Source organism: Bradyrhizobium nivariense (assembly GCF_029846695.2).
In the GTDB taxonomy this organism is placed as follows: Bacteria; Pseudomonadota; Alphaproteobacteria; order Rhizobiales; family Xanthobacteraceae; genus Bradyrhizobium.
Window position 1 is genome coordinate 164,365 of sequence record NZ_JARWCR020000009.1, and the last position, 22,770, is coordinate 187,134.

At 64.4% G+C, this 22,770-nt stretch carries 21 protein-coding genes and 1 pseudogene; 5 read left to right on the forward strand and 17 right to left on the reverse strand.

Features of this window, described 5'->3' with window-relative positions:
- Positions 1-37: 37 nt before the first annotated feature.
- The 6 genes from QCM77_RS10515 to QCM77_RS10540 all read right to left on the reverse strand — a co-directional run bounded on the left by QCM77_RS10515 (position 38) and on the right by QCM77_RS10540 (position 5,974).
- The gene (locus QCM77_RS10515; protein WP_279683254.1) at positions 38-823 is read right to left on the reverse strand and encodes an ABC transporter permease; all 786 of its coding nucleotides are present in this window, start codon (positions 821-823) and stop codon (positions 38-40) included.
- On the reverse strand, positions 820-1,632 hold the full coding sequence (locus QCM77_RS10520; protein ID WP_279659596.1) for an ABC transporter permease: 813 nt from the start codon (positions 1,630-1,632) through the stop codon (positions 820-822). The genes QCM77_RS10515 and QCM77_RS10520 overlap by 4 nt, the downstream gene beginning before the upstream one ends.
- Before the next feature lie 97 nt (positions 1,633-1,729).
- A complete protein-coding gene (locus QCM77_RS10525; RefSeq protein WP_279683255.1) occupies positions 1,730-2,788 on the reverse strand; it encodes an ABC transporter substrate-binding protein in 1,059 nt (352 codons plus the stop codon).
- 28 nt (positions 2,789-2,816) lie between these two features.
- Entirely contained in the window at positions 2,817-4,124 is a 1,308-nt protein-coding gene (locus QCM77_RS10530; protein WP_279683256.1) for an NAD(P)/FAD-dependent oxidoreductase, read from the reverse strand.
- 15 nt (positions 4,125-4,139) lie between these two features.
- A complete protein-coding gene (locus QCM77_RS10535) occupies positions 4,140-4,856 on the reverse strand; it encodes an HAD family hydrolase (RefSeq protein WP_279683257.1) in 717 nt (238 codons plus the stop codon).
- Between the two features lie 35 nt (positions 4,857-4,891).
- Entirely contained in the window at positions 4,892-5,974 is a 1,083-nt protein-coding gene (locus QCM77_RS10540; protein ID WP_279683259.1) for an ABC transporter ATP-binding protein, read from the reverse strand.
- Between the two features lie 212 nt (positions 5,975-6,186).
- Here QCM77_RS10540 and QCM77_RS10545 point away from each other — a divergent pair, with 212 nt between their 5' ends.
- A complete protein-coding gene (locus QCM77_RS10545; protein WP_279683261.1) occupies positions 6,187-7,125 on the forward strand; it encodes a LysR family transcriptional regulator in 939 nt (312 codons plus the stop codon).
- Positions 7,126-7,152: 27 nt separating this feature from the next.
- Here the strand turns inward: QCM77_RS10545 and QCM77_RS10550 are convergent.
- The 7 genes and pseudogenes from QCM77_RS10550 to QCM77_RS10580 form a co-directional block, all read right to left on the reverse strand.
- A pseudogene (locus tag QCM77_RS10550) lies at positions 7,153-8,295 on the reverse strand (alpha-hydroxy acid oxidase); the annotation flags it as partial.
- 113 nt (positions 8,296-8,408) lie between these two features.
- Entirely contained in the window at positions 8,409-9,599 is a 1,191-nt protein-coding gene (gene uxuA, locus QCM77_RS10555) for a mannonate dehydratase (protein WP_279683263.1), read from the reverse strand.
- 14 nt (positions 9,600-9,613) lie between these two features.
- Positions 9,614-10,663 (reverse strand): L-idonate 5-dehydrogenase, encoded by a 1,050-nt coding sequence (locus tag QCM77_RS10560; RefSeq protein ID WP_279683265.1) that lies wholly within the window; start codon positions 10,661-10,663, stop codon positions 9,614-9,616.
- Positions 10,660-12,066 carry a TRAP transporter large permease gene (locus QCM77_RS10565; protein ID WP_279683267.1) on the reverse strand — a complete coding sequence of 469 codons (1,407 nt, stop codon included), beginning with the start codon at positions 12,064-12,066 and terminating at the stop codon, positions 10,660-10,662. Before QCM77_RS10565 ends, QCM77_RS10560 begins: the two co-directional genes overlap by 4 nt.
- Before the next feature lie 4 nt (positions 12,067-12,070).
- A complete protein-coding gene (locus QCM77_RS10570) occupies positions 12,071-12,649 on the reverse strand; it encodes a TRAP transporter small permease (protein ID WP_279683269.1) in 579 nt (192 codons plus the stop codon).
- A gap of 184 nt (positions 12,650-12,833) precedes the next feature.
- Positions 12,834-13,793: a sialic acid TRAP transporter substrate-binding protein SiaP gene (locus QCM77_RS10575; protein WP_279683283.1), complete on the reverse strand. Its 960-nt coding sequence runs from the start codon at positions 13,791-13,793 to the stop codon at positions 12,834-12,836.
- A gap of 90 nt (positions 13,794-13,883) precedes the next feature.
- Positions 13,884-14,696: a FadR/GntR family transcriptional regulator gene (locus QCM77_RS10580; RefSeq protein ID WP_279659432.1), complete on the reverse strand. Its 813-nt coding sequence runs from the start codon at positions 14,694-14,696 to the stop codon at positions 13,884-13,886.
- A 144-nt stretch (positions 14,697-14,840) separates the two neighbouring features.
- On the opposite strand from QCM77_RS10580, the gene QCM77_RS10585 reads away from it, so the two are divergent.
- Complete coding sequence (locus tag QCM77_RS10585; RefSeq protein WP_279683271.1) at positions 14,841-16,325, forward strand: mannitol dehydrogenase family protein; 1,485 nt, start codon at positions 14,841-14,843, stop codon at positions 16,323-16,325.
- Positions 16,326-16,413: 88 nt separating this feature from the next.
- Positions 16,414-16,821 (forward strand): nuclear transport factor 2 family protein, encoded by a 408-nt coding sequence (locus QCM77_RS10590; RefSeq protein WP_279659430.1) that lies wholly within the window; start codon positions 16,414-16,416, stop codon positions 16,819-16,821.
- 68 nt (positions 16,822-16,889) lie between these two features.
- On the opposite strand, the gene QCM77_RS10595 is transcribed toward QCM77_RS10590, so the two are convergent.
- Complete coding sequence (locus QCM77_RS10595; protein ID WP_279683273.1) at positions 16,890-17,606, reverse strand: HAD family hydrolase; 717 nt, start codon at positions 17,604-17,606, stop codon at positions 16,890-16,892.
- Positions 17,607-17,752: 146 nt separating this feature from the next.
- Between QCM77_RS10595 and QCM77_RS10600 the strand changes: the two genes are divergently transcribed.
- Both QCM77_RS10600 and QCM77_RS10605 read left to right on the forward strand, forming a co-directional pair.
- Positions 17,753-18,604, forward strand: a complete 852-nt coding sequence (locus QCM77_RS10600; RefSeq protein WP_279659428.1) for an SDR family oxidoreductase — start codon at positions 17,753-17,755, stop codon at positions 18,602-18,604.
- Between the two features lie 120 nt (positions 18,605-18,724).
- A complete protein-coding gene (locus QCM77_RS10605) occupies positions 18,725-19,987 on the forward strand; it encodes a serine hydrolase domain-containing protein (RefSeq protein WP_279659427.1) in 1,263 nt (420 codons plus the stop codon).
- A 62-nt stretch (positions 19,988-20,049) separates the two neighbouring features.
- On the opposite strand, the gene QCM77_RS10610 is transcribed toward QCM77_RS10605, so the two are convergent.
- The 3 genes from QCM77_RS10610 to QCM77_RS10620 all read right to left on the reverse strand — a co-directional run.
- The gene (locus tag QCM77_RS10610) at positions 20,050-20,937 is read right to left on the reverse strand and encodes a dienelactone hydrolase family protein (RefSeq protein WP_279659426.1); all 888 of its coding nucleotides are present in this window, start codon (positions 20,935-20,937) and stop codon (positions 20,050-20,052) included.
- Between the two features lie 100 nt (positions 20,938-21,037).
- Positions 21,038-22,327, reverse strand: a complete 1,290-nt coding sequence (locus QCM77_RS10615; protein ID WP_279683285.1) for an MFS transporter — start codon at positions 22,325-22,327, stop codon at positions 21,038-21,040.
- A 252-nt stretch (positions 22,328-22,579) separates the two neighbouring features.
- Positions 22,580-22,770 (reverse strand): hypothetical protein (locus tag QCM77_RS10620; RefSeq protein WP_279683275.1); only part of this gene is annotated, 191 nt, incomplete at its 5' end.

Genomic DNA, 22,770 nt, shown 5'->3' on the forward strand with positions numbered 1-22,770 from the left:
CTTTCGCCAGGACGACGCTGGAGAGAATCCCCTCCCCTCACCCACTCTTCTTCTGCCGCGCGCTCGCCAGCAGCACCAGCATGAAGGAGGCCGCCGTCATCAGCGTCGAGATCGCGGCGATGGTCGGGTCGATCTCGTCGCGGAGCGCGGTGAACATGCGCTTGGTCAGCGGCTGATACTGGCCGCCGGAGATGAACAGCGCGACGATCGTCTCGTCCATCGCCGAGATGAAGGCGAAGATGCCGCCCGCGACCACGCTGGACTTGATCTGCGGCAAGGTCACCGCGAAGAAGCTGCGCAGGCGGTTCATGCCGAGACTGCGCGCCACCATTTCTTGCGCCGGATCGAAGCTCTGCAGGCCCGCCAGCACCGAGATGACGACATAAGGCAATCCCAGCATCACGTTCGCCAGCACCAGGCCCGGCAGCGTCGCGACCAGGCCGACTTTGGCATAGACGAAGAAGATGCCGACTGCAGTGATGATGATCGGCACCACCAGCGGCAACAGCAGCGCCATGTGGATGACGCGCATGATGCGCAGCTTCGACTGGCTGATGGCATAGGCGGCGGCAACGCCGAGCGGCGTCGCGATCACCACGGTCAGGAGCGCGACCGTCAGCGTCACCCGCGTCGCCTGCATCCAGGCGGGATTGGCGAAATATTGCTGATACCAGCGCAGCGAGAAGGACGGTGGCGGGAAGGTCAGGAAGCGCGCGCTGGAGAAGGAGATCGGCGCGATGATCAGCACCGGCAGGATCAGATAGACCAGCACCAGCGTGCTGATCACGTAGAGGGCAATCCGGGCGGGCGACACTCGCGTCATTTCTGCCCCAATATGCGATCGAGCGAAATGAAGCGGCTGACTGCGGCGAAGATCAAGAGCACACTGGCGAGCAGCACCACCGCAACAGCGCTGGCCGCGCCGAACTGGTTGTAGAGCTCGACGTTGCGGCTCACCAGCATCGACACCATCACCGTGCGGCCGCCGCCGAGCAGCTCCGGCGTGATGTAGAAGCCGAGGCAGAGTACGAACACCATGGTACAGCCCGCAAGCACGCCCGGCAGCGACAGCGGCAGGAAGACGCGGACGAAGGTGAGCGACGGGCTCGCCCCCAGGCTGGCGCCGGCCTGCATCAGGTCGCCAGGAATCTTCTGCATGGTGGCGTAGAGCGGCAGCACCATGAACGGCAGCAGGATGTGTACGGTCGCAACCACCGTGCCAAAAGTGTTGTGAACAAGCGGGAGCGGTTCGCTGATCACGTCGAGATAACGCAAAAGCTGGTTGATCACGCCGGTACGCTGGAGCAGCGCCAGCCAGGCATAGGCACGCACCAGCACACTGGTCCAGAACGGCAGCACGACCAGCGACAGGATGAGAATGCTCCACCCTTTCGGCAACGCGTTGGCGAGGTAGGCCACGGGATAGCCAAGCAGCAGCGCGATCAATGTGACCGCGAGGCTGATCTCGAAGGTCAGCGCAAAACTGCGCCAGTAGATGTCTTCGGTGAAGACGCGGCGATAATTCTCCAGCGTGAAGCCGTCATGGTAGATCGACTGCCAGGCGAGCCAGCCGACCGGCAGCACGATCAGAGCCAAGATCACCAGCAGCGCCGGCGACACCAAGGCCAGCATCAGGCCGTGCTCGCGGCGCTGATGCTTTTGCGATGGATCTGGCACGGATGTCGTCAACGCAGCCTCGCTTTGCTTACTTTTGTATGCTTCGCTTCGCTTACTTCTGCATGAACGACGCCCAGCGCTTCTCGGCCGCCTCGCCCGCCGGCGACGACCACCAGGCGTAGGACATCAGCGCCTGCTTCGCCGCATTGGCCGGCTCGCTCGGCAATTGCGCGGCGCGCTCGGGCTTGATCACGCCGGTATCGAACGCCTTGGGATTGCCCGGTCCGTAATCGATATTGAGCGGCAGATTGGCCTGGTGAACGGGATCGACGGCCTCGTTGAGGAATTTGACTGCGGTCTCGAGATTCGGCGCGCCCTTGAGGATGCAGAGCGAGGTGCTCTGAAGGATACCCTGATTATAGGTGAACGCGACCTTGGCGCCTTCCTTCGCGACCGCGCTGACGCGGCCGTTCCAGGCCATCTCCATGTCGACCTCGCCGTCGTTGAGCAACTGCGCCGACTGCGCGCCTGAGGTCCACCACACCGTGATGTGCGGCTTGATCTCTTCCAGCTTCTTGAACGCGCGATCGACGTCGAGCGGATAGAGTTTGTCGGGCGCGACGCCGTCGGCCATCAGCGCCGCCTCGAGCGTGGCGATCGGATGGTTGCGCAGCGCGCGGCGGCCGGGGAATTTCTTGACGTCCCAGAAATCCACCCAGCTGTTCGGCGCGTCCTTCGGAAACGTTTTCTGACTGAAGGCCAGCACGCTGGAATAGAACTCGTACGACACCGAATACGGGTTGCGATACGCTTCGGGCATCGCCGCTGCGTTCGGGATCTTCGAGAAATCGAGTTTCTCGATCAGCCCCTGTTCGCCGCCGCGCAGGCAGTAGCCGGTTGGCGTATCCACGACATCCCAGATCGGCTTGCCGCTGCCGACTTGCGTCTTGATCGCAGGCCAGGCGTCGGGAATGGAGTCCTGGTTGATGGTGATGCCGAGCTTCTTGGCGGAGGGATCGAGGATCGCTATCGTCTGCGCCTGCTGATAGGCGCCGCCCTGCGACACAAAGGTGATTTGTTCGGCAGCGGCGGCGATGCCGGTTGTTGCGAACAAGCCGAGCGATCCGCCCAACAAAGCGTAGCCAAATCCAAAATCTCGTTTCGTCGTCATCCTCGCCTCCTCTGTCACCAATTAAAAGTCACTGACCGATCGCATCGAGAAACTGGTACCAGCCGGCGACCATGCGCACGGCGGGCTCGCGCAACGGATAGAACGGGATGGCTTGCAATCGCCGCGCATCGAGCAGCCCGACCTCGGGCGTCTCGCCGCGCACGAAGGCGGCGAGATAGCGGCCCATCAGGCTCGACATCGCCACGCCCGCGCCGTTGTAGCCCATCGAGAACAGCGTGCGGTCGTCGAGCCGGCCGATATGCGGCACGGAGTCCAGCGTCATGCCGACCAGGCCCGACCATTTGTAGGCGAGCGGGACGTCGGCGAGATCCGGGAAGATGCCGACCATCGCCTTGCGCAACGCGTCGAAGGCGGTTTCCGAATCCTGCTTGCCGAACGCGCCGCGGCCACCAAAAATCACGCGGTTGTCGACCATCCGGAACCAGCGCATCATGCGCTTGGTCTCGGTGTAGGTGCGCCCGGTCGGCATCAGGCTTCCCGCGAGGTTGCGCGGCAGCTTGTCGGTCGCGATGATGGCGCTGCGGAACGGGATCAGCGTGCGCTGCATGTGCGCGGTGGCATCCGTCAGATCCGAATAGCTGTTGGTGGCGATGATCGCCTGCTTCGCCCGCACCGCGCCTTGCGGCGTTTCGGCGACGATGCCGCTGGTCTCGCGCCGGAGCTTTATGACCGGCGACTCCTGGAAAATGGGGATGCCGCGGCGCGCCACGCCATCGGCGAGACCGCGCAGATAATTCAGCGGATGGATGCCCCCGGAGCCAGGATTGAGCACGCCGCCGACGAAAATATCGGAGCCGGTCTCGTCGCGCACTTGTCCCCTGTCGAGGACGCGGACCTCCGCATCGCCCATCTCGCGCTTCATCCAGTTGGCCTCGCCGATCGCGGCTTTCAGGGTCGTCTCGTTGTGGGCCGCCTTGACCTGGCCGGTGCGCGTCAACGCGGCACTGGTGATGCCAAATTCGGAGACCAGCTCCTCGACGATGTCCGTGGATTCATGCGCGATCCCGTACATGCGCTGCGCCATGGCGCGGCCGTGCACGGCGTCGATCTCGCGGAACGAGAGGCGGAACTTTGCGGTGATCACGCCGCCATTGCGGCCACTCGCGCCCCAGCCGGGGCGGTTGGCCTCGAGCACGATCGGCGCAAGCCCGCTCTTGGCGATGTGGTGAGCTGCGGACAGGCCGGTATAGCCCGCGCCGATGATCACCACATCCGCCTGCTGCTCGCCCGACAGGACCGGAAACGCGCGCGCCGGCTCTGCCGTGGCGGCCCACAGCGAGTTGGCCGATGGCAATGCGCTCCAGTCCCGTGTCATGCCACCGCTCATGCCTTACGCCGCCGGCCCGATGGCCGCGTCGGCGAGCGCCTTCAAGGTCGGAAAATGGAAGTCCGGCTTGGTCAGGGTCTCCACGGCCGGTGTGCCGCCAAAGCCGGCCATGCCCTGGCGGCGCTCGATCCAGCACACCTTGTAGCCGAGCTTCCGCACGATTCCGATGTCGTGATACTGGCTCTGCGCGACATGCAGGATATCGGACTGCTTGTAGCCGAAAGCGGACTGACGACCCTTGTTGTAGGCGAAGAACTCCGGATTGGGCTTCGCAACGCCGGTCTCGTCGGCGCAGACGGTATCGTCGAAGGGATCGCCGAGCGCATGCGCATAGCAGGACAGCGCGACGCGATCGGCGTTGGTCATCGCGACCAGACGGAATTTCGTGCGCAGGCGCTTCAGAGCCTCGACCGAGTCCGGGAACGGTCCCCAGCGCAGCACGGCGAGCTGGAACATTTCGCAGGACGCATCGTCGGCCGGCAGCCCGAGCTCCTTGGCGAGATAGCGGTAGACGTGGAACATGACCTCGCTCGAGCGCTCATGGTGCTTGTCGCGGCCGCGCTTGTAGGATTCGAAAATCTTGTCGTCGCTGAGCTCGGCCGGCGACTTGCCCGAGATCCTGCGCACCGCGGAGAGCACGCCGGTCTCGAAATCGATCAAGGTGCCGACGACGTCGAAGGTGAGAACCTTGAAATTGCTGAACGAGGCTGCTGACGACATTCTGGTTTCTTCTCTCGGTTGGACAGGGCTTAAGTTCAGTCGCTCGCCCTGGGGACGATGATGGTATCCTCGGGATGAAGCGTGACGGTGAGGCTGCCGCCGGGCGGCGGAATGCGCTGATGGGCCTGGTGGTAGCTCGGCTGGCGCAGGCTGAGTGCGGTGCCGTCGGCGAGCACCAGAAAAATGCGCAGGCTCTCGCCCTGGTAGACGATGTCGGTGACGGTGCCGGTCAACTTGTTGCAGACTGCGTCCTGCGCGCCGTCGTCGATCAGCAGCTTTTCGCTGTGCACGGCGAGCATCAGGGCGTCGCCTGAAGGAATAGCGCGGGCGCTGCGCAGCAAGGCGTCGCCAAGCGCGACGCTGGAGGCATCGACGCGACGCACCGGCAGCAACGTCGCTTCGCCGATAAAGCTCGCGACGAAGGAATCGGCGGGATGGTCGTGCAGGCGCTCCGGCTGGTCGATCTGGACAAGCCGGCCATCCTTCATCACGGCGACGCGGTCGCTCATGGTCAGCGCTTCGCGCTGATCGTGGGTGACGTAGATGATGGTGGCGCCGATGCGCTTGTGCAACGTGCGCAGCTCGATCTGCATGGATTCGCGCAGCTGCTTGTCGAGCGCGGACAGCGGTTCGTCCATCAGGATCAGCCGTGGCTCGAAGATCATGGCGCGTGCGAGCGCCACGCGCTGGCGCTGGCCGCCGGAAAGCTGGGCGATGCCGCGCTCTTCATAGCCGGCAAGGCCGACCATCGCGAGCGCCGCGCGCACCTTGTCGGGCCAGGTCGATTTGGGCAGGCGCCGCGCACGCAAGGGAAAGGCGACGTTCTCGCCGACGCTCATATGCGGGAACAGCGCGTAGTTCTGGAAGACGACGCCGATGTCGCGCTTGTGCGGCGGCATCCAGGTGACGTCGCGGCCGCCGAACAGGATCGTTCCGCTCGATGGCAGAATGAAGCCGCCAAGGATGCCGAGCAGCGTGGTCTTGCCGGAGCCGGAGGGGCCGAGCAGCGAGACGAACTCGCCGGCAGCGACATTGAGGGACACGTCGTCGAGGGCGCGAACGGCGCCATAGGCCTTGCTCGCGGATCTGATCTCGACGCTTTCCGCTCGTTTGTCCAACGATCGACCTCGCCCTTGTCCCTGCAATGGCGCGCCTCACTGCGCGCCATAAGCCTGCTTTATAGACAGGAATTTTTGGCATTCACGGTCGAAGCGTGCACTGCACTCAATCTTCGCTCGTGAGCCCTGTCTTTAGGCTGTGATACCAATGACACCAGACTTGGCAAAACTCGGCAATTGCCAAATTCTCACCTAGCTCATAACATGGCGTTATGCCCGAGCTGCGCCGGATGCTGCCCTCCAGTAACGCCCTGTTCGTCTTCGACGCAGCGGCGCGCAATGGCAGCTTCACTGCGGCCGCCGCCGAACTGAACGTCACCCAGCCTGCGGTGAGCCGGATGCTCGGCCAGTTCGAGGAGCATCTCGGCGTCCGCCTGTTCGACCGCAAGGCGGGACGCGCGGTGCTCACCGAGGAAGGCGAACTCTTGTATCGCCGCGTGCTCGAAGGCTTTCGCAGCATCGAGAGCGGGCTGGTCGAGATCGAGCGGCGCCGCAAGGGCACCGAGACGGTGACGCTGTCGGTCTCCTCCGCCTTCACCACGCATTGGCTGATGCCGCGCATCGACAAGCTGCAGCGGCAATTCCCGCAGGTCGATTTGCGCTTCCAGCTCATCTCCGGCGCGCTGCGCGGACCGGTGGAGAATGTCGATCTCGGCATGCGCTTCCGCGATCGCGAGGAGCCGTCATCCGGCGGCACGCTGGTGATGAAGGAAGTCATGCTGCCGATGTGCAGCCCTGCCTATCTCGGCGAAACCGATCCCGCCGAGGGCAACACCATCATTCGGCTCGCCGAGACGCCGGGCGACTGGGCCGCGGATTACGCATCGCTCCTCACCGGGCGCCGCGGTGCGGCCAAGGCGCTGAGCTTCACCGATTATGCCGTCGTGATGCAGGCCGCCCTGCTCGGCCAGGGCATCGCGCTCGGTTGGCTGACGGTCGCCTCGCACTGGCTGTTGACCGGCGCGCTGGTGCCGGCCTCCGACACGCTCACCACCACACGCCGCATCTGCGAATTCCTGCCACCGCGCAACCGGCCGATGCGCCCCATCGCCGCCGAGATCCGCGACTGGATCACCGCGCAGATGAAAAGCGAGATCGCCGCGATCGACCGGCTCTATCCGAAGCTCGGCGCGATGGCGGCCTGCTATTGATGCCGAATGATCACGGCGCTGCCCGGACCGGAAGCGCAGATTGGCGCGCGATAGCTGGCTGATCGATGTGCATCCCATCAGCTTCATATCGCGCTCGAGCTCGGCCCGCAGCAGGCCGAGGGCTCGCTCGACGCCGGGCCGACCGGCGGCGGCGAGCGGATAGAGATAGTATCGTCCAAGCCCTACCGCCTTGGCCCCGAGCGACAGCGCTTTCAGGATATGGGTTCCGCGCTGGATGCCACCGTCCATCATCACGTCGATGCGGTCGCCCACGGCATCGACGATTTCGGCGAGTTGATCGAAAGCCGAGCGGGAGCCGTCGAGCTGGCGGCCGCCATGGTTGGAAAGGACGATCCCGGCACAGCCGATGTCGACCGCGCGGCGCGCGTCTTCCACCGACATGATCCCCTTCAGGCAGAACGACCCGTTCCAGGTCCGCACCATCTCCGCGACATCGTCCCAATTCATCGCGGGATCCAGCATTTCCGTGAAGTAGCGGCCGATCGACATGGCGCCGCTGCTCATGTCGACGTGCTCATCCAGTTGCGGGAGCCTGAATTTCTCGTGGCTGACATACTGGATACCCCACATCGGCTTGATCGCGAACTGCAGCACGCCCGCAGGCGTCAGGCGGAACGGAATGCTGAAGCCGGTGCGCAGATCGCGCTCGCGATTTCCTCCGGTGATGCTGTCGACCGTCAGCATCATCACCTCGACGCCCGCGTCCTTCGCGCGCTGCATCATGGCGCGGTTGAGACCGCGATCCCTGTGGAAATAAAATTGATAGACCTGCGGTGTGTCGTGGGCCTTGCGCAATTCCTCCAGGCCCACCGTGCCGAGCGAGGAGACGCCGAACATGGTGCCGTAGCGGGCAGCGGCAGCGGCGACGGCACGCTCGCCTTCATGATGGAACAGGCGCTGCAAGGCGGTCGGCGAGCAGTAGAACGGCAGCGCGAGCTTCTGGCCCATGATATTGACCGAGAGATCGACTTCCTGCACGCCGCGGAGCACGTTGGGCACGAGGTCACAATGCTCGAAGCTCGCGCTGTTGCGGCGATGGGTCGTCTCATCATCGGCCGCGCCATCGATATAGTCGAAGATGGGACCGGGCAGTCGGCGGCGCGCCAGCCTCCGGAAATCGTGGAAGTTATGACATTGTGCCAAGCGCATTTCTCAACTCCGCTCACGGCATGCTCCGCGCGTCGATCATCTTGCCATAGCGCCGCCGATACTGGTAGCGGCCGCCATCGCGGCGATTTCTCGCCTGATGGAGCCGCTGACCTCTATCGATGTTCGATCGCGCGGATCGCGCCGCGGAGCTCGGCGAGGCCGCGCAGGCGGCCGATCGCGGTGTAGCCGGGATTGGTGCGCTTGGTGGCGGCGAGATCATCCAGCATGCGATGACCATGGTCGGGTCTGAACACGATCTGCCGGTCGGGCGAACGCCGCGCGTTCTCCTTGAGCAGCGCCTTCAGCACCGCGACCATGTCGACGTCGCCGTCGAGATGATCGGACTCGTAGAACGACAGGCCATCGGCCTCGCGCTTGGTCGCGCGCAGATGCGCAAAAGCGATGCGCGGGCCGAAGCGCTCAGCCATTGCGGGCAGATTGTTCTCGGCGCGCACGCCGAGCGACCCCGTGCACAGGCAGATGCCGTTCGCCATGGACGGCACGGCATCGAACAGCGCCTGATAGTCATCGGCGGACGAGGCAATGCGTGGCAGGCCGAACAGCGGGCGCGGCGGATCGTCGGGATGCAGTGTCAACGAGACGCCGAGCTGCTCGGCGACGGGCGCGACGCGGCCCAAAAACTCGGCGAGGTGCTGCCGCAGGATTGTTGGCGTGACGTCGCGATACGTATCGAGTCGATCGCGGAATTGCGGGATGGTCATCGGCTCGGTGGTCGACCCCGGCAGCGCGCTGGCGATGACCATGATGAGATAGTCGATGTCGGCCTGGCTCATCTTATCGAACAGCTTTTTCGCCCGTGCCTGCTGCTCGGGTGAGTATTCCTGAAGCGCTGCCGGACGCTTGAGGATGTGCAGCTCGAACGCGGCAAAACGGTCCTGGTCGAAGCGCATGGCGCGAGCGCCGTTCGGCAGCTCCCATTCGAGATCGGTGCGGCACCAGTCAACCACCGGCATGAAGTTGTAGCAGATGATCTTGATGCCGGCAGCGGCCACCGCCTCCAGGCTCGCGATCCACGTCTCGATTGAGCGCGATGCCTTAGCCCCGAGACGCTTGACGTCGTCGGGGATCGGAATCGATTCCACCACGGACCAGGTCAGTTGCGAGCGGCCGGACTGGCCGCGCTCGATGAAATCTTTGCGCTCCTCGACCGCCTTGCGCGTCCAGGCGTCGCCGATCGGCACCTGATGCAGTGCCGAGACGATATCCGTCGCGCCGGCCTGCCTGACATCATCCAGCGACACGGGATCATCGGGCCCGTACCAGCGCCATCCCTCCAGCATCATGCCCGTTCTCCCAATCAGTTCGCGGTCAGCACGACCTTGACGCTCTGCGAGCGGTCCAGCGCCAGCCGCAGCGCATCCGGCGCGGTGGACAGCGGCCGCTCGGCGGTGACCAGCGACAGCACGTCGACGCTGCCGGCAGAAATCAGCTCCACCGCCGTCATGAACTCGAGCCCGAAGCGGAACGAGCCGCGCAGGTCGATCTCCTTCGCCATCACCGCATTGGCCGGCACCGGAATCTGGCCGCCCGGCAGATTGCCTATCTGCACCACAACGCCGCCGCGCCTGATAATGCCGATCGCACTGGCAAGGCCAGCAGCCGTGCCCGAGACCTCGAAGGCGACATCGTAGGGGCGCGACGCGGCCTGCGCCTTCAGGCCCTCCTCGCCGGCCGCGACATTCTCGACGTGAGAGGCGCCGAGACGGCTTGCGAAGGCGAGCGGCGCCGGCGCGATGTCGGCCACCGTGATGTCGGTCATGCCGGCGCGGCGCGCGGCGAGCATGGTCAGAAGCCCGATCGGACCGGCGCCGAAGATGATGCCGCGCTTGCCCTCGATGTTACCGGCACGCGCGACCGCGTGCAGGCAGACTGCGAGGGGCTCGGCCAGCGCCGCGGCCTGATAGGAGACGTGGTCGGGGATCTTCACGCACTGCGCCGGGATCGCATCGAAATAGTTGGCAAAGCCGCCCTGCATGTGCGGGGTCTTCGAGGCCGAACCCATGAAGTAGATGTTCTCGCAAAGATTCTGCCGGCCTTCGCGGCAGGCGACGCAATGGCCGCACCAGCGCGACGGGTTGACGGCGACACGGTCACCGACCTTCAGGTTCGCTGCGGAGCCTGCGATCTCCGCGACCTCGCCGGAGATCTCGTGGCCGAGCACCAGCGGCGATTTCACCACGAAATCGCCGGTCCGGGCATGACGGAAATAATGCATGTCCGAGCCGCAGATGCCGCCGGCGCCGAAGCGGATACGCACCATGCCTTCAGCGAGCTTGTCGAGCGGATGCTCGATCATGCGCAGATCTTCGGGACCGAACAGGGTTGCGGCGAGAGCAGTTGATGTCATTTGGAAAGTCCCATGTATTTCGGCAGCCAGAGGGTCAATTCGGGGATGTAGGTGATTGCGATCAACGCAGCCATCAGCGGCACCAGCCACGGCAGGATCGCAATCGTCGTGCGCTCGACCGAGAGTTTTGCGACGCGCGCGAGTACGAACAGCACCATCCCAAGCGGCGGATGCAACAGGCCGATCATCAGGTTCAGCGTCATGATCAGACCGAAATGGATCGGGTCGATGCCGAGCTTGAGCACGATCGGCAACAGGATCGGCACCAAAATGGTGATCGCCGCCGTGGTGTCGATGAAGCAGCCGACGAACAGGATCAGGACGTTCGCAAGCGCCAGGAACACCCATTTATTATGGGTGATGCTGAGCATCCAGTCCGACAGCATCTGGGCTGCCTGCGACACCGTGAGCAGCCAGGCGAAGATCGAGGCTGCCGTGACGATGAACAGCACCGACGCCGTGGTCTCGATAGTGTCGAAGGTCGCCTTCGCCACTGTTTTCAGCGTCATGGTGCGGTAGCGCACCAGGCCGAGGAACAGCGACCAGATCACGGCGGCGACCGCGGCTTCCGTCGGTGTGAACCAGCCGAGCGTCATGCCACCGATCAGGATCACCGGCGCCATCAGGGCCATCACCGCGGAGAAGTCGAAGTACCAGTCGATCGCGAGCAGGGCGACCAAGCCAAGACCAACTGCCCAATTGGTGGAGAGACCGGCGACTGTCAGGAGCCAGACAGCCATCGGGAAGCTCAGTACGACGACGATCTCGAGCCCCGCCGATCCCAATTGCGGCCAGGAGAACGGCGTATCGCTGCCCCATTTGTTCTTGTGCGCGAAGTAGGTGACGGTGGCCATCATGAGCAGCGTCAGGACGACGCCTGGAATGACGCCCCCCAGAAACAGCGCGCCGATCGAGACATTAGCCATCATGCCGTAGATCACGAAGGGCAGCGACGGCGGGATGATGGGCCCGAGCGTGGCCGAGGCCGCGGTGACGCCGACCGAGAACTCGGTGGAGTAGCCGTGGTCCTTCATCGCCTTGATCTCGATGGTACCGAGACCCGCGGCATCCGCGATCGCGGTGCCGGACATGCCGGAGAAGATCACCGAGCCGATGATGTTGACGTGACCGAGGCCACCGCGCATCCAGCCGACCAGCGCGACGGCGAACTTGTAGATGCGGCCGGTGACGCCGGCGATGTTCATGAGATTGCCGGCCAGGATGAAGAACGGCACGGCGAGCAGCGGAAAGCTCTCGACGCCGGCGATCATGCGCTGCGCCAGCGTGACGTCGGGCGTCACGCCGCTGACCAGGATATAGAGCAGCGACGACGCGGCCATGGCGATCGCCACGGGAACGCCGAGCAGCATCAGGGTGAGGAAGCCTCCAAGCAACAGTAGCATGAAATTACCCTTCAAAACCGTCGTAGGCGCCGGGGCGTTCGAGGATCGAATAGCCCTGTCGCAGATGTTGCAGCGCCACCTGCAGAGAGCGCACGAACATCAGCACGAAGCCGAGCAGCACGGCGTAATAGACGTAGTCCTTCGGCAAATTGATCGTGGTCATCGACTCGTCGCCGATGATCTGGATGTAGACCCAGACCAGCTTGATGGCGTAGCCAAAGAAGGCGATCCGGATCACGTCGATCACCGTCGACAGCGCGCGGGCCACGAGGTGGGGCAGATAGCGGTAGATGAGGTCGACCTGGATGTGCCGCGACAGCCGCACGCACATCGACGCACCGATGAAGACCACGCCGATCAGGCAGTAGGTCGCGATCTCCTCGGTCCAGGCGTAGCTGTCGTTGAGCACGTAGCGGGTGAAAAACTGGAGGAAGACGGCGAGCGCCATCACCCAGAAGATCGCCAGCGCGACCCAGTCCTCGAAAGCGTAGACGCCGAGATCGACCTTCGGCGTCGCCTCCTCCTCGAAGGTGTGGGCGATCTCGTCCGCGGTGATCTGCCGGTGCGTTTCGACGGTGGACATGGGGTTACTCCTCAAAGGACTTAGTCCTACTGCGTCAAACTCGCTCTGCTCCTCATCCTGAGGAGCTTGCGAAGCAAGCGTCTCGAAGGATGGTCCCGGGCAACACCTGAGTGACACCCGGGCCTTCATGGTTCGAGACGCGCTTCGCGCTCCTCACCATGAGGTTCTCGCAAGCTTGGCGCGATCACTTCACGTCCTGGATCCGCTCCCAATCGGCCTTGCGGTAGCCAAAGGTCTCGAACGCGACGTTCTTCAGCACGGTGTCGCGGAACTCTTTCTTGTCGACCTCGGTCACGGTCAGGCCCTTCTCCTTGAAGAAGGCGACCAGCTTGGCCTCGTTCTGCTTGATCTCCGCGGTCGCCTTGGCGGCGGCTTCCTGCGCAACGTCGGTGAATATCTTCTTGTCCTCGTCGCTCAACTTCTTCCAGAGCGCACCCGCCACCACCGTGTTGAGGTGGTCGACGATGTGGCCGGTCAGCACGATGTGCTTCTGCACCTCGTAGAACTTCTTGGCTTCGATTGTGGTCAGCGGATTCTCCTGCGCCTCGACGGTGCCGTTCTGGAGCGCCAGATAGACCTCGGCGAAGGCGATCGGCGCGGTGTTGGCGCCGCAGGCGCGCGGCATTGCGAGATAGGCCGGAACGTCGGGCACGCGCATCTTCAGGCCCTTGAGGTCGGCGCAGGTCTTGATCGGCTTGTTCGACGAGGTCTGGCGTACGCCGTAATAGGTCACCGCGACGATGTGGTGGCCGCTCTTGTCCTCATAACCCTTGGCGAGCTCCTTGAAGATGTCGCTCTTGGTGTAGGCGAGCAGATGGTCGGCGTCGCGGAAGGTGTAGGGATAGTAGGTCACGCCAATCGGCGGAAAGCTCTTGGCCGCGAAGCTCGAGCCGGAGATGATGATGTCGACCGAGCCGAGCGAAAGGCCCTGGTTGATGTCGGCTTCCTTGCCGAGCTGGGACGCCGGATAGACGTCGATCGCATAGCGCCCGTTGGTGCGCTTGCCGATCTCCTGCGCAGCCCACACCGACGCGGTGTGGAACGGCTCCGATGTTTCGTAGACATGGGCCCATTTGAGCTTGGTCTGCGCCATGCCGGCATTGGTCGTAGCAAGCATTGCCGCGGCCGAGACCGCCAGCACCATTGTCATTTTCTTCAACACTGATTTTTCCTCCATCTTTTAAGTCTGCTTCTTGTTCGCCCGACGCCCGAAGCGGGTCCGGACCGCCCAATATCATCGCCGCCGCGTAGTCCCGCTCTTGGCCTGCTCCTTCGGCGCTCGTTTTGGTCTTGCCGGTTTTGCCGTGGATCGGATCGCCCGGCTGCGCCCGGAGGACGGTCCTGCCGCGATCTCGGCGCCGAAGTTCTGCGCAAAGCGTTCCTGCGAGCGCGCGAGATGATCGCGCATGGCCTCGCGAGCCGCTTCAGGATCGTGTGCGGCGATGGCATCGCGCACCGCTCGGTGCTCGTCGAGCGCAGTGCGCCACGTGCCCGGGCTTTCGAAATAATGCGCAAGCTGCGCGAAATAGGGATTGAGGCGCTGATCGAACAGCTCGCCGACCACGCGCACCAGGACGGCATTGCCGAGGCTTCCAGCGATTGCGACGTGGAAGGCGCGGTCGTGGACCATCGAGGCCTCGCCCGGATGCTCGACATTCTCCATTGCAACGAGGGACGCGTCGATGCGGGCGATGTCGTCCTTCGTCGCCACGCGCGCGGCCTCTTCGGCGATGGCGCTTTCCAGAAATTCGCGGGCGCGCAGCAGCTCGAATGGACCTTCGATGACGGAAGCAGGTGCAGGCGCGGCAATGGAAGCGGGCTCGATCACGTAGATGCCGGAACCGACGCGGATGCGGAGGCGGCCCTCGACTTCGAGCGCGATCAGGGCTTCGCGCACCGTCGGCCTGGAGATCTTGAGCTGCTCGGCGAGCTCGCGTTCGGTCGGCAAGCGACTGCCGACCGCGTACTCGCCGCTGTCGATCAGGCTTCGCAATTGATCGGCGACCTGGCGATAAAGCCGTCTCGCCTCCACAGCTTCCAGCGGCACGCTGGTCCTCCCGAAAGGGTCACGCAGGCAGCTCTTGCGCCCGCGGCCCGCCAATTTTGGAAAATTGGTCTTACCAATTGACCACAGCATTGACCGATGACTGGCGCCATGTCAAGCAGCGGCCAAACAAGGGGAGAGACGACCATGCGCCTTAATTCAACGCGCCTTGGCCGCGCCAATCTCGACCGGCTGCCATCCGGCATCCGCCGCCCGGCCTACGACCGTTCGCGCGTCACGCCCGGCATCGTGCATCTCGGCCTTGGCGCGTTTCATCGCGCGCACCAGGCCGTCGTCATCGACGATTGCCTTGCCACCGGGGCCACGTCGTGGGGCATTGTCGGCGCGAGCCTGCGCAGCCCTGACACGCGCGACGCCCTCGCCCCGCAGGACCATCTCTATACGGTTGCCGTCCGTGCGGCCGAAAGTACCGAACACCGCATCATCGGTGCGCTGCTCGACAGCGTGGTCGCGCGCGAGAGCCCGGCACGACTGGTCGAGCGAATGGCCGATCCCGCCATTCGCATCGTCTCCCTCACCGTCACCGAGAAGGGCTATTGCCACACGCCGCAGACCGGCGATCTCGACGAGCGGCATCCTGATGTCGTGCACGATCTCAACAATTTCGACGCGCCGCGCTCGGCGCCCGGTTTCATCGTCGCGGCGCTGGCGCGGCGGCGGGCACTGGGCGCCCCGCCCTTCACCGTGCTGAGCTGCGACAACCTCGCCGCCAACGGCCACACCGTGCAGCGGATCGTGACGCAGTTCGCCGCGCTGCGGTCGAAGGACCTCGGCAAGTGGATCGCCGATACGGCTGCTTTCCCCTCAACCATGGTCGACCGCATCGTGCCGGAGACGACGGATAGCGACCGCGATGCGGTCTCATCCGCGCTCGGCCTGCGCGACGCATGGCCTGTCATGACCGAACCGTTCACGCAATGGGTGGTCGAGGACCGCTTTACGGCGGGCCGGCCCGATCTTGCCGCGGCCGGCGTCGAGCTGGTGAACGACGTCAAGCCGTTCGAGCTGATGAAGCTGCGGCTGCTCAACGCCAGCCATTCCGCGCTGGCCTATCTCGGCTATCTCTCAGGCTACGAGACCATCGCGGATACCATGCTAGATCCGCATTTCACGCGTCTCGCCGCGCAGGTGATGGAAGAGGCCGCGGTGACGCTGACGATGCCTGCCGGCACCGACCTTGCCGCCTACCGCGCCTCGCTGCTCAAGCGCTTCGCCAATCCGGCGCTGCATCATCGCACCTGGCAGATCGCGATGGACGGCTCGCAAAAGCTGCCGCAGCGGCTGCTCGGCGCGATGCAGGATCGCCTGCTCAAGAATTTGCCGATCGCGACCCATGCGCTCGCGGTCGCCGGCTGGATGCGCTATGTCACCGCGATCGACGAACAGGGCCACGCCATCGACGTGCGCGATCCGCTCGCTGCCGAGTTCGCTGGCTTGGCGCGCGAGGCAGGTCCCGTTGCCGAACGGCTCGCGCCCGCACTGCTCGGCGTTGACAAGGTGTTCGGGCCTCTCGGGGCCGAGCCGCGGCTGCGCGCGGCGGTGACCGCGGCGCTCGGCCGTCTCTATGCGGACGGCGCGCGGCGGACGGTGGCGACGCACGTTTCTGCGTGACCACAAAGTGGGCAGCAATGCTGCACTGCGGCCAAAGTCGACGGAAGTCGCGCTTGATTTTTGCCTGTCATTGCCTCACCCGAGAGCCATGACAGAGGACAGCAAGGTGATCGCCGCCAACGCGGCCTTTTACGCGGCCTTCTCGACCGGCGACTTTGACGGCATGGAGCGGATGTGGGCGGAGGACGACGCCATTTCCTGCATTCATCCCGGCTGGCCGGCCATCATCGGCCGGGCCACGGTGATCGGAAGCTGGCGCGACATCCTCCAAAATCCGGAGCGGCCGCAGATCGTCTGCGCCGAACCGCAGGCCATCGTCGACGGCGACAGCGCGCGCGTGCTCTGCATCGAGATCGTCGACGGCACCGCATTGGCCGCGGCCAACCATTTTCGGCGCGTCGGCGACGGCTGGCGCCTGGTGCACCACCAGTCGAGCCCAATCGCGCAGATTGTCGAGCAGCCTGAGGATGATAGAACGAGCCACCGCGTCCACTGAAGGCGGCCGGCTCGCAGGCACGTTCTACTGTGCATGGGGTTGTTTTTCAGTTTTTTTGTTCTGCGGCCTCATCCGAGCCCCGACAGATCATCCAGCACGACCCGCGCCTCGCCAAAATCATCGTCCCGGAAGAACATGCTTGTGGTGATGAGCACGGGAATGTTCGCCCGTGAGGCTGCGATCAGGCCGTTGGCGGAATCCTCGATCGCGACGCAGTCGGATGCATTGAGCTTCAGCCGCGCCAGGATCTCGAAATAGACATCCGGCGCGGGCTTCTTGTGCCGCACGTCATCTCCGGCCACGACCGCAGCAAAATCCGCAGCCCAGCGCGGCCCCAGCGCCCGCGACAGCAGCGCATCGATGTTGCCGTGCGACGTGGTCGTCGCGATCGCGAGCCGCTGGCCGCGCGCCTTGGCAGCGATGAGGAGATCCGTCACGCCGGGCCGTAAGGGGCAACAGCCGGTCTCGACCAGTTCGGCATAACGCGCGGTCTTGATGCGGTGGAGTTCCGCGATGTCCCCATCCGGTAACGGTGGGGCGATCCCTAGCCTTGCGTGGTAGGCGCGGATGCGCTCCTTGCCGCCCGTGACCCGCAGCAGGTCCTTGTAGACGGCCCGGTCCCACTGCCAGCCGAGACCGTGGCGGACGAAGGCATGGTTGAAGGCCTGCCGATGCAGCTCCTCGGTCTCGGCCAAGGTGCCGTCGACATCGAAGATCAGCGCGGCGGCGCGCCGGACCAGCTCAGCGGCGTCGCATGGCACTATGGCGGGCGCTTCTGCCTGCATGATCGATGCGTCCCTCCCGACGAGGGACCATCGCCTGCACTGCCGGGCAAGACAAATCGCAATATCTTTTGTCGGACCCAAAAATCTCTTATGAGCGACAGACGCGCTGCGGCGCGGACGGGAACTCCGACCTGCAAGGGAGACGTATGCGGCTCTTCATCCTTGGCCTCGGCTATAGTGCTGGGCATTTCGTCCGCCTATTCGGTGGCGCCTTCACGCATATCGCCGGCACCGTGCGCGATCCCGCGCAGCGGGGCGATCTCGCCGGCATCGAGCTGCACCCGTTTTCCGGGGGCAATCCGGATCGCGGGACAGTGCAACGTATCAGCGACGCCGACGTCCTTCTCGTATCGATCCCGCCCGGCAGCGCCGGCGATCCCGCCATTGGGGTGTTCGGCGATCTGCTGACGACCGGCCATCGCCGCAAGATCATCTATCTCTCCACCATCGGCGTGTATGGCGACCACGCCGGCGGATGGGTCGACGAGAGCACGCCGCCGCAGGCGATGCTCGACCGCACGCGCATGCGGGTCGCAGCGGAACAGGCCTGGACGGACACAACCAGTGGCAACGCCGCAATCCTGCGGCTTGCTGGCATTTACGGCCCCGGCCGCAACGCGCTGGCGACACTGCGGGCGGGAACGGCCCGGCGCATCATCAAGCCGGGACAGGTGTTCAACCGCATCCACGTCGACGACATCGCGAGCGCGGTCATGGCCGCGGTTCATCACCCGAGCGGCGGCATCTGGAACGTCTGTGACGACGAGCCCGCACCGCCGCAGGACGTGATCGCTTACGCGGCGAAGCTGATGAATGTAGCGCCGCCGCCCGAAGAGGCGTTCGAGACCGCCGAGATGTCGGCGATGGCCCGCAGCTTCTATGCCAGCAGCGCCCGTGTCTCCAACGCGAAATTGAAGCGCGAGCTCGGCGTCACGCTTGCTTATCCGACCTACCGCCACGCCCTGGATGCGTTATGGCACGCGGGAGAGGGACGATAGGGTTCCGGCATTCCCGGCGTCCCAGACATGCCCTGCCCGCGCTTGACTTCGCGCCGGTGCGGTCGTGATCTAGCCACCGAGCGGGCCACTGTATAACGAGCTCGCGCTTGGGAGGATTCAATGAAGACGATCGCCATGATCGCGGCGGCTGCCGTCATCACGTTCGGTGCAGCGCGCGCCGCGCCGTTGCCCGAAGCCAGTCCCGACGACGCCGGCTTCTCGAAACAAGGCCTTGCACGGCTCGACAATTTCTTCGCGCGTGAGATCGCCGCCAAGCGCGTCCCCGGCGCGGTCGTCGCGATCGCCCGGGACGGCAGGCTCGTGCACTACAAGGCTTATGGCATGCTGGATCCGGACAAGGGCACACCGATGCCTGTTGACGCGATCTTCGCGCTGGCCTCGATGACCAAGCCGATGGCGGCGGTCGGGGGCCTGACCTTGATGGAGCAAGGCAAGCTGCCGCTCCAGGCCAAGCTGTCCGACTACTATCCCGGCTTTGCCGACATGAAGGTCGGCGTTCAGCAGGGCGACGGTTCATTGAAACTCGAACCGCAGGCGTCACCGATCTTCATTCACGACCTGTATCGACACACGTCCGGCCTGATGTATGGCGGTCGCCCGGACAGCGCGAGCCCGGTGGCACGGCAATATCCGGAAGGCACCGCGCCGGCGATCGAAGGCGACACCCAGGCCTTCATCGATGCCATCACCAAACTGCCGCTAGCACATCAGCCGTCGACCGAGTTCGAATACGGCTTCTCGATCGACGTGCTGGGCGCCGTCGTCGAAAAAGTCAGCGAGCAGAAGCTCGGCGACTATCTCGCCGCCAATGTCTGGCAGCCGCTCGGCATGAAGGACGCGACCTTCCATCCGACCGACGCACAGCGCCCTCGCCTCGCCCGCCCGTTTGCCGACGATCCGCTGACCGGAAAGCCGCAGGCCATCAAACTTTTGGACACGCCGACCAAGTTTGACTGCGGCGGCGCCTGCTCGTTCGCGACGGTCGGCGACTACATCCGTTTCGGGCAGATGCTGCTCAACGGCGGCGAGCTCGACGGCCAGCGCATCCTTGGGCCGAAGACGGTCCATCACATGACGACCAACCATCTCGGCCCCGAGATCAAGAACAATGTGGCGAACATCGAGCCGCATCGCGCCGGTTTCGGCTTTGGCCTTGCGGTCGCGGTCCGCACCAGCGAGGGCCTGTCGTCGGTCCCCGGCAATCCCGGCGAGTTCACCTGGAACGGCGCTTACGGGACGCAGTTCTTCTGCGACCCCAAGGAACGTCTCGTCGTGGTGGTGGGAACGGCCGCACCTGGCGAGCTGCGCAAATACTATCGCGAGCAGGTGCAGGACATCGTCTACGGCGCGATGACGAAGTGAGACCGGTGCGTTGCAATAGAATGGGCGGCCGATAGGGCCGGGCCGCCCTCCAAAATCCAGCGTCAGCTCAGGACGCCGTATTTCTTGAACCAGGCCTGCGCCTGCTTCCAGGCATCTTCTGCGGCGTCCTTGCGGTAGCTGCTGCGGTAGTCGGCATGGAAGCCGTGCGGCGCTTCCGGATAGATCTTGAATTCGGCCGTCTTCTTGTTCTGCTCGAGCGCGGCCTTCATCTGTTCGACCTGCGTGACGGGAATGCCGGTATCGGCGCCGCCATAGAGGCCGAGCACCGGCGCCTTCATCTCGGGCGCGAGCTGCATCGGGCTCTTCGGCCACAGCGGATTGGCGGGGTCGACCACCGTTCCGTAGAACGCGACACCAGCCTTGAGGCTGCCGCTATGGGCGGCGTATTCCCATACGGTGCGTCCGCCGCGGCAGAAGCCGACGATGCCGAGTTTCGCGGTATCGCCGCCTTGCGATCCCGCCCACGCCACCGTCGCATCGAGATCGGACAGCAGCTCCGCATCCGGCTTGGCATTGACGACCGGCAGCAGGTCCTTGATGTCGGTGGTCTTGGTCAGGTCGACGCCCTTGCGGAAGTAGTAGTCCGGCGCGACTGCGAACGCGCCGAGCTTGGCAAGCCGCCGCGTCACGTCCCTGATGTATTCGTGCAAGCCGAAGATCTCCATCGCCACGATGATCACCGGCGCCTTGGTGTTGCCGGCCGGGCGGGCAAAATAGGCAGGCATCTCTTCGGAGCCGACCTTGATCTTGGCGTCGCCGGTCTGGAGGCCGCCGGTGTCAGTCGTGATCGCCTCGGCGCGCACGGGCCCGGCCGCAAGCGTGTAGCCGGCGGCGACGGCCGCGGTGGCGCTCATGAATCCGCGACGCGAGACCGGAGCGACCTTGGTCAGCCCGACGACGTCGGATGTCATGGTGGTTTCGATGCTCATCGGTTCATCCTTCCTGATGCCTGGCCCTGATCCTTCAGACGATGCATTCGCCAATAGTTGCCGGCGAAACGCAAATCACCAGCCTGCGAGCGCGCCGCTTTCAGGCCTTGTTCTGACGCTGTTTCACCGGCGCAGTCTCCGGCATCCGGCTCATCGCGACAAGTCCGACGATCGCTGCAAGCAGCAGGTACCAGGCCGGCGCCAGCGGATTGCCGGTGACGTGGAGGAGCCAAGTGACCACGAGCTGCGCCGTACCGCCGAAGCTGGCGATCGCGACCGCATAGACGGTCGCGAACACACCGCCGCGGATGTTCTGGGGCAGCGCCTCGGTGAAGGTCGCGTAGAACGCTGTGAACGGCAGCGAGCCGATGACGGACAGGACACCGAAACCGACCAGGAGCGACAACGCGCCGGGTGCACGGACGATCCACAGGAAGGTCGGGTAGGTCAGCAGCAGCGTTGCGAGCTGCGGCCAGATCATGACCGGCTTGCGACCGAGACGATCTGCCAGCCAGCCCCCGACCAACGCGCCGACGAACTGAATGCCGTTGCTGACCAGCGACACGGCGAAAGCCAGTGTCGACGACACGTGGAGTGTGTTCTGCGCATAGGTCGTCATGTATTGGGTGACGTAGGTCGAGATCGTGCCGCTTGCCAGGATCATCAGCGCAAGTCCGATGATACCAAGGTGCCGTCTCGCCTGCGAAAGATGACTGGTGTGTTCGACGGTGCGGGCACCGGCTTCGGCCCGCGGGATCGTCTCGGGCAGCGTCCGCCGCATCCAGAACCCGAACGGCAGGCAGACCGCCCCGATCAGAAACGCCACCCGCCAGCCATAGGCGTCGAGCATCTCCGGCGCCATCGTCCTGCTCAGGATGACGCCGACGAGCGCGCCCGCGGTCGCGGCGATCTCCTGGCTCGCCGGCTGCCATGCCACCACCAGCGCCCGATGCTCGGGCGGCGCGATCTCGATCAGATAGGCGGTGGTCGGCCCAACCTCGCCGCCGAGGGCAAAGCCTTGGGCCATACGCGCCGCGATCACGATGATGGGCGCAGCAAGGCCGATCGATTGATAGGACGGCGTGAGCGCGATGGTCAGGATCGATAGCCCCATGAGCGCAAAGCTCAGCAGCATGGCGGGCCGCCGGCCGATCCGGTCGGAATAGATCCCGAGCACGATTCCGCCGATCGGCCGCGTCACGAAGCCGGCGCCGAAGGTCGCCAGCGACAGCATCAGGCTGCCGTACTCGCTTCCGGTCGGGAAGAAGCTATGGCCGATCTGGATGGCGAAGAAGCTGTAGGTGATGAAGTCGTAGAATTCGAGCATGTTGCCGACGGTGGCGGCCAATGCTGCGCGCTTGACGCTGAACGGCTTCACTTGCTCGATCACAGACGACACTCTGGCATTCCCGGGCTCGATCGTATTTCGGATTTAACCGCCTGGCCGCATTGCAACGCAACATCCATTAACCGAAAGCGGCGGTTCTCTCGCCTCCACTTGCGCTGCCACGAGTTGCAGCCGATCCGCCTGCTCGCGCAATTCGAAGCGCGTCGCGGCAACAAATGGAATTTGTTGTGGTCGCAAGGGCACATCATGTTGCTCGCCCGTCGCATGCCATCGGAATCTGATCGCGAACCGCATTCATTTGACTGAAATTTTCAGAAAAGTTGAGCCGGACGATTTACTCGAACTTTCTTTGTGACGCTCTAGGGTCTGTTGAGATTCAGGATTCACAGATTGGAACGTCCGTGATTCAAGCTCCGAAAGGAGTTTTGGATGCAGCGATTCGTTTTGACGGACGCCCAGTGGGCGAAGATGCAGCCGCTTTGTTT

What these genes read in the sequence shown, in the direction of transcription:
- QCM77_RS10515 (WP_279683254.1), bottom strand. Translation starts at nt 823, where the DNA reads ATGACGCGAGTGTCGCCCGCCCGGATTGCCCTCTACGTGATCAGCACG.
- QCM77_RS10520 (WP_279659596.1), bottom strand. Translation starts at nt 1,632, where the DNA reads ATGCTGGCCTTGGTGTCGCCGGCGCTGCTGGTGATCTTGGCTCTGATC.
- QCM77_RS10525 (WP_279683255.1), bottom strand. Translation starts at nt 2,788, where the DNA reads ATGACGACGAAACGAGATTTTGGATTTGGCTACGCTTTGTTGGGCGGA.
- QCM77_RS10530 (WP_279683256.1), bottom strand. Translation starts at nt 4,124, where the DNA reads ATGACACGGGACTGGAGCGCATTGCCATCGGCCAACTCGCTGTGGGCC.
- QCM77_RS10535 (WP_279683257.1), bottom strand. Translation starts at nt 4,856, where the DNA reads ATGTCGTCAGCAGCCTCGTTCAGCAATTTCAAGGTTCTCACCTTCGAC.
- QCM77_RS10545 (WP_279683261.1), top strand. Translation starts at nt 6,187, where the DNA reads ATGCCCGAGCTGCGCCGGATGCTGCCCTCCAGTAACGCCCTGTTCGTC.
- uxuA (WP_279683263.1), bottom strand. Translation starts at nt 9,599, where the DNA reads ATGATGCTGGAGGGATGGCGCTGGTACGGGCCCGATGATCCCGTGTCG.
- QCM77_RS10560 (WP_279683265.1), bottom strand. Translation starts at nt 10,663, where the DNA reads ATGACATCAACTGCTCTCGCCGCAACCCTGTTCGGTCCCGAAGATCTG.
- QCM77_RS10565 (WP_279683267.1), bottom strand. Translation starts at nt 12,066, where the DNA reads ATGCTACTGTTGCTTGGAGGCTTCCTCACCCTGATGCTGCTCGGCGTT.
- QCM77_RS10570 (WP_279683269.1), bottom strand. Translation starts at nt 12,649, where the DNA reads ATGTCCACCGTCGAAACGCACCGGCAGATCACCGCGGACGAGATCGCC.
- QCM77_RS10575 (WP_279683283.1), bottom strand. Translation starts at nt 13,793, where the DNA reads ATGGTGCTGGCGGTCTCGGCCGCGGCAATGCTTGCTACGACCAATGCC.
- QCM77_RS10585 (WP_279683271.1), top strand. Translation starts at nt 14,841, where the DNA reads ATGCGCCTTAATTCAACGCGCCTTGGCCGCGCCAATCTCGACCGGCTG.
- QCM77_RS10590 (WP_279659430.1), top strand. Translation starts at nt 16,414, where the DNA reads ATGACAGAGGACAGCAAGGTGATCGCCGCCAACGCGGCCTTTTACGCG.
- QCM77_RS10595 (WP_279683273.1), bottom strand. Translation starts at nt 17,606, where the DNA reads ATGCAGGCAGAAGCGCCCGCCATAGTGCCATGCGACGCCGCTGAGCTG.
- QCM77_RS10600 (WP_279659428.1), top strand. Translation starts at nt 17,753, where the DNA reads ATGCGGCTCTTCATCCTTGGCCTCGGCTATAGTGCTGGGCATTTCGTC.
- QCM77_RS10605 (WP_279659427.1), top strand. Translation starts at nt 18,725, where the DNA reads ATGAAGACGATCGCCATGATCGCGGCGGCTGCCGTCATCACGTTCGGT.
- QCM77_RS10610 (WP_279659426.1), bottom strand. Translation starts at nt 20,937, where the DNA reads ATGAGCATCGAAACCACCATGACATCCGACGTCGTCGGGCTGACCAAG.